The organism is Nonomuraea sp. NPDC049480 (assembly GCF_044465905.1).
Taxonomy (GTDB): Bacteria; Actinomycetota; Actinomycetes; order Streptosporangiales; family Streptosporangiaceae; genus Nonomuraea.
The window spans coordinates 1-4,933 of the sequence record NZ_JBITMD010000071.1 but is presented as its reverse complement, the minus strand read 5'-3'; the positions used below and the strand labels follow the sequence as shown (position 1 = coordinate 4,933).

At 66.2% G+C, this 4,933-nt stretch carries 5 protein-coding genes and 1 pseudogene; 4 read left to right on the top strand and 2 right to left on the bottom strand.

Annotation, left to right across the window (positions count from 1 at the left end; genetic code table 11):
* Nucleotides 1-89: 89 nt before the first annotated feature.
* Nucleotides 90-317 (top strand): annotated as a pseudogene (locus ACIBX3_RS61080) (Tn3 family transposase); the annotation flags it as partial.
* Nucleotides 318-363: 46 nt separating this feature from the next.
* On the opposite strand, the gene ACIBX3_RS61075 reads toward ACIBX3_RS61080, so the two are convergent.
* A complete protein-coding gene (locus ACIBX3_RS61075) occupies nt 364-765 on the bottom strand; it encodes a MerR family transcriptional regulator (protein WP_379536032.1) in 402 nt (133 codons plus the stop codon).
* A gap of 59 nt (nt 766-824) precedes the next feature.
* Here ACIBX3_RS61075 and ACIBX3_RS61070 point away from each other — a divergent pair, with 59 nt between their 5' ends.
* Complete coding sequence (locus ACIBX3_RS61070; RefSeq protein WP_397130007.1) at nt 825-1,733, top strand: NAD(P)-dependent oxidoreductase; 909 nt, start codon at nt 825-827, stop codon at nt 1,731-1,733.
* A 145-nt stretch (nt 1,734-1,878) separates the two neighbouring features.
* Here the strand turns inward: ACIBX3_RS61070 and ACIBX3_RS61065 are convergent, their stop codons facing one another.
* On the bottom strand, nt 1,879-2,049 hold the full coding sequence (locus ACIBX3_RS61065) for a hypothetical protein (protein WP_397130006.1): 171 nt from the start codon (nt 2,047-2,049) through the stop codon (nt 1,879-1,881).
* Between the two features lie 278 nt (nt 2,050-2,327).
* On the opposite strand from ACIBX3_RS61065, the gene ACIBX3_RS61060 reads away from it, so the two are divergent.
* Nucleotides 2,328-2,912, top strand: a complete 585-nt coding sequence (locus ACIBX3_RS61060) for a hypothetical protein (protein ID WP_397130005.1) — start codon at nt 2,328-2,330, stop codon at nt 2,910-2,912.
* Between the two features lie 280 nt (nt 2,913-3,192).
* Nucleotides 3,193-4,569 (top strand): tyrosine-type recombinase/integrase, encoded by a 1,377-nt coding sequence (locus ACIBX3_RS61055; protein ID WP_397130004.1) that lies wholly within the window; start codon nt 3,193-3,195, stop codon nt 4,567-4,569.
* Nucleotides 4,570-4,933: the final 364 nt, after the last annotated feature.

Genomic DNA, 4,933 nt, shown 5'->3' with positions numbered 1-4,933 from the left:
ACCACAGAACCAAGATTCTTCCCGGTCACGAAGCGTGAGCTGCTCCCGCCATCCGACATGCCAGAGAGCTTCAAGATCATTTCGGTTAAGACCAGATCGGCGCGCTCGGCCTGGTCCTCAACGCGATCGTGCTGTTCAACACCCGCTACATGGACGCCGCCCTCACCCACCTGCGCGCCGGCGGGTTCGACGTGCGGGAGGAGGACGTCGCCCGGCTGTCGCCGTTCGTGCGGCACCACATCAACGTGATGGGCCGCTACACCTTCCAACTCCCGGAGATGCCCGGCGGGCTAAGGTCGCTGAACCCCACGCCGTGACGTTCGTTGGCCGACGGCCTCACTGGCTGTGACTCCCGAGACGCGCCTACCGGGGTGCGGTTACCGCGTCGCATTCCGATGGGTCGGCGGGATCGAGTTGTGAGGTGGTCTGGATGAGGGTGTCCAGTCGGTCGCGCGCGGCCAGGAGGTCGGCCGCGGCGTTGCTGAGCCGTTCCCGTTCGCGGTGCAGGTCGGGAAGCATCCCGGCGCAGGAGGGTGCCAGCGCCTCGCCGTCGTCGGTCATGCAGGGCAGCAACTCGCTGATCGTGGCGGTGTTGAGGCCAGCGGCGAGCATGAGGCGGATGCCCCGCACTGTGGCCGCGTCCTGCTGTCGATACTCGCGGTAGCCGCTGGGGCGTCGCAGCGGCCGGAGCAGGCCCTGTTCCTCGTAGTAACGCAGCGAACGCACGCTGGCGCCGGTGAGCCGGGACAGTTCTCCGATCCGCATGTGACGACCGCCACTTCCAGTTGACTCTCACACCGACGTGAGGGTCCAACCTATCCGGCATGACAGATCAGCATTCATCCGCCCGCGACACCGCAGTCACCGTCATCGGCCTGGGACCGATGGGATCGGCGTTGGCACACACCCTTCTTGGCAAGGGCCGATCCCTGACGGTCTGGAACCGTACCCCCGGCAAGGCCGACGGCCTGGTAGCCGAGGGAGCGCACCGCGCGGCCACCGTCGCCGACGCCGTGGCAGCGAGCCCAGTCACGATCGTGTGCCTCAACGATTACGCGACCATGTACCAAGTCTTCGAATCCACCGGCACGCTCAGCGGACACGCGCTGGTGAACCTCAACTCCGGAACCCCTGCGGAAGCCCGCACGGCCGCCGGCTGGGCGGCCGAGCGCGACCTCGACTACCTCGATGGCGCGATCATGGTGCCGCCGCCCCTCATCGGGCACGACGGATCGGTCCTGCTGTACAGCGGAGCCCGCGACGTCCTGGACCGGCACCGGGAGACTCTGGCCGACCTGGGTGACCCCCGCCACCTCGGCGCCGACCCGGGCCTGGCTGTGCTGTTCAACACGGCACTGCTCGGCATGATGTACGCGACCCTCAACGGTTTCCTGCATGCCGCCGCCCTGACCGACTCGGCCGGCGTGCCCGCGGCCGAGTTCGCCGAGATCGCGCTCGGCTGGTTCATGCCCGTGGTGCTGGACCCCGCCAGCCTCGCCGAACAAGCACCGAACCTGGACAAGGGGGCCTACCCCGGCGACCAGGGGACCATGCAGATGAACTTGAACGCCCTTGAACACATCGCCCGCACCAGCGTCGAGCAGGGCGTCCACCCCGCCCAGCCGCAACTGATGAAGCAACTCGCCGAACAAGCGATCGCCCAGGGGCACGGCACCGAAAACTATTTCGCCCTGTTCGAGATTCTCAAAAACCCTGGCGCCGAGACCCCCTGAGAGCCGTGCGGCCGAACATCCGCAGCAGCTCGTAGGCCCTTACCTGATCGGTGGCCAGGGAGCCACCACCCGCAGCATGTCCGGCCAGTGCATGAACCCTGACGCCGCACGCGGATCACGGTTCTCACCGGTCTTGACCGGCAGCTCACCGGAACCGGTCGCCGGGCCCCAGCAGACTGGTGAGCTCGGCGATCGCCTCCGGCGAAGGATGGAAGTAGCGGCGCACATTCTCGGTCTTCTTGTGACGCGACTTGGCCATCAGCATCAGCAGGCTCGCACCACCCTCACCCAGGTGGGTGAGGGCCGAATGCCGCATCTCGTGCAGGTCCCACCCTGTGCCAGGCCCGCCGAGTGCGGTGTGAGCGTCCAGCAGCGCGCGGGCCTGACCGTACGACAGGCGAGCAAACCCAGTGTCGGGACAGACATCGCGCGCGGAGACCACCTTGCCCCGGCCCGGGGCGGCGGCGGGTGAGGAACACCGGGCCCCGGGCGCGGCCCTTGAGCAAGCGCGGCACGAGCCGGGCAGTGCCAGCATCCCAGTACACCGTCTCCAGCACCACATCCTCGCGGAACCAGACGGCCTACAAGGAGTTCTTGAGTACCAGAAGAGTCGACGCGGACAGAACGAGCAGGGCGATCGAGACATGGCTCGCCGCGGCCTCGTGGCGGGAAGCGACGGCGGGCTACGACGTACTCGAACGAACCTTGCAAACGATGGGCAGCGGCCGGGATCTGACTCCGCCGACGCAAGACCATCGCTGGCGCCACAGCATCGTGGCCGACCTCCTACGCCTGCGCGACCTGTTCGGCAGGAGAATCCCCGACAGTCAGGTGCGGGCGGTGCCGGAGCTGGTCCAGGACTTTGCGGGCGTCCTGGTCCGCACGGGAATGCTCGAGGTGGCCCTCCCGATCATCGACTCCTATGAACGAGGCGAGGCGCACCCCACTGACGACGTCATAGTCGAGATCAACCCGCGACTCCAGCAGATCATCGACCGAGAGCCCCAGGGCCGATTGGACTACCTCGAAAGCTTGGCAGCCCGGATCGGACTGCGCTGGAAAGGCAGCGAAACCAAGCAGGAGCAGGAAGACCTGGCCGCTCAACTGGGAGCGACACCCGGGGACTACACGGACGCCAAGAAGATCGGCGGAATCTACCGCGAGACAGGACCGAGGTGAATCGTAGGTGACCGGCAACGGGTTCAAACGGTGCAAGTGCCGCCAGGATGGCCGCGAGCTCGGCGCGAAGTGCCCCAAACTACGCCGCAAGGACGGCTCGTGGAACCCCAACCATGGCAGCTGGTACGGCAAGGAAGAAGTGCAGGCCAGGCCCGACGGGAAGCGCGTCTACCTCCGACTCGGCGGGTTCGCCACGGAGGCCGGCCTCATCGAGCGCTACCAGCACGCCGGACGGTTACTGGACATCCCCGACGCCGGCCCGGAGGGACACGAGGCGCGGATGGAGATCCTGGCGATGATCCGGGCCGCGCACAAGAAGCAGGCGCCGCTGCCGGACTACGAGGAACTCCGCCGGAAGTTCAAGGCCGGGCAACCACTTCAGTCGATCACGTTCGGGGAGTACTGGGACGACTGGGTGGAGCGGCGCCGCAAGCTCAAGGACATCCGTGAGAGCACGCTGCTCAGTTACATCTCACACTGGCAGACCCACATCCGCGAGGTTCTCGCGGACGTGCGTATGGACCGGCTGTTCGTGCCTGTGGTCGAGCGGGTATTCACCCGGATCGACGAAAAGAATGAGGCGCTTTTCACCGCGCGCGACTCCACCGATCTGCAGGTGCGGGCGTCGGTGCGCGGGAAGCGGCCGACCGGGCCGGTGACCAAGCAGCGGATCAGGGCGACGATCCGTACGGTGCTGGCCTCCGCGAAACGGGAGCACGTCGTCACCTTCAACGCCGCCGAGCTGGTGAAGCTGGACGCGGGGAAGAAGGCCAAGGGCGTGGTCTGGACGAAGGCACGGGTGGAGGCGTTCAACGTCGCGTACGAGAAGCGGCTTGCTGCCGAGCGGGCGGCTCCGGTTCAGTCGAAGAAGCCGCTAGAGAGGTTCAAGGTGTGGCTGGCGACGCCGCGGCCGTCGCCGGTGATGGTGTGGACCCCGATTCAGCTCGGCACGTTCCTCGACTACGCGGCGACCGACCGGCTGTACGCCCTGTACCACCTGATCGCGTTCCGAGGCCTGCGTCGCGGCGAAGCGTGCGGTGCTCGCTGGGTCGACGGCGAGCTGGACGAGGGTCTGCTGGCCACGGGCAAGCAACTCTCCAACGTCGGCCGGGAGGTGAAGGAGGGATCGCCCAAGACGGAGTCGTCGGACGCGGTGGTCGCGCTGGACAAGGTCACGGTCGCCGTCTTGCGGGCGCACAAGGCGCGGCAGAACGAGGAACGGCTGGTGTGGGGGCCGGTGTGGACGGACACCGGTCGCATCTTCACGCGGGAGAACGGCAGCGAGCTGACGCCTGACTGGGTCAGCGAGCACTTCGAGCGCCTGACGTTTGCGGCCGGTCTGCCGCCGATTCGGCTGCATGACCTTCGCCACGGCGCGGCCACGCTGTCCCTGGCGGCGGGCAACGACATGAAGACGACGTCGGCGATGCTGCGGCACTCGAGCGTGTCGGTCACGGCCGATCTTTATACGACGGTGCTGCCGGAAGTGGCCCGGGAAGCGGCCGAAGCGAGCGCCGTTCTGGTGCCTCGAGCGGTCGCTGTGGGGGAGGCGTCCGAAACTGGCGGTCTCCCTTCGGTCTCCCAATTGAGTGACCGCCGACCCATGGATTCGGCTGGATCAAGGAAACCGCAGGTAGAGCTCAGGATAGGAGAGTAGGGCGGGTGGGACTTGAACCCACGACCCACGGATTATGAGAATCCTCGGTAAGTATCACTAGGTGTCATCGAGTGTTGTTTTGTATCGCTGTGATCGGGATCGTCCACGCCGACGTGTCGGCCAGTGTCATCCCGTGCCGGGTTGTAGGGCGTACACGCGAGCAACCGCCGAGCAACCATGCGTTCTTGACCATCGGCATTATGTGCCATTTATCCCTATGACGGGACTGTTGTGTAGGGCCCTGGTTCCGAGATGAGGCTCGAGCCCCACCCTCTCTGCCAAGGTTTATTGAGACAGATGCCACTAAAGTTCATCTGAGTGATGAGGGTGAGTAAGGATCTCAACGAACCGTGAGCACGACTAT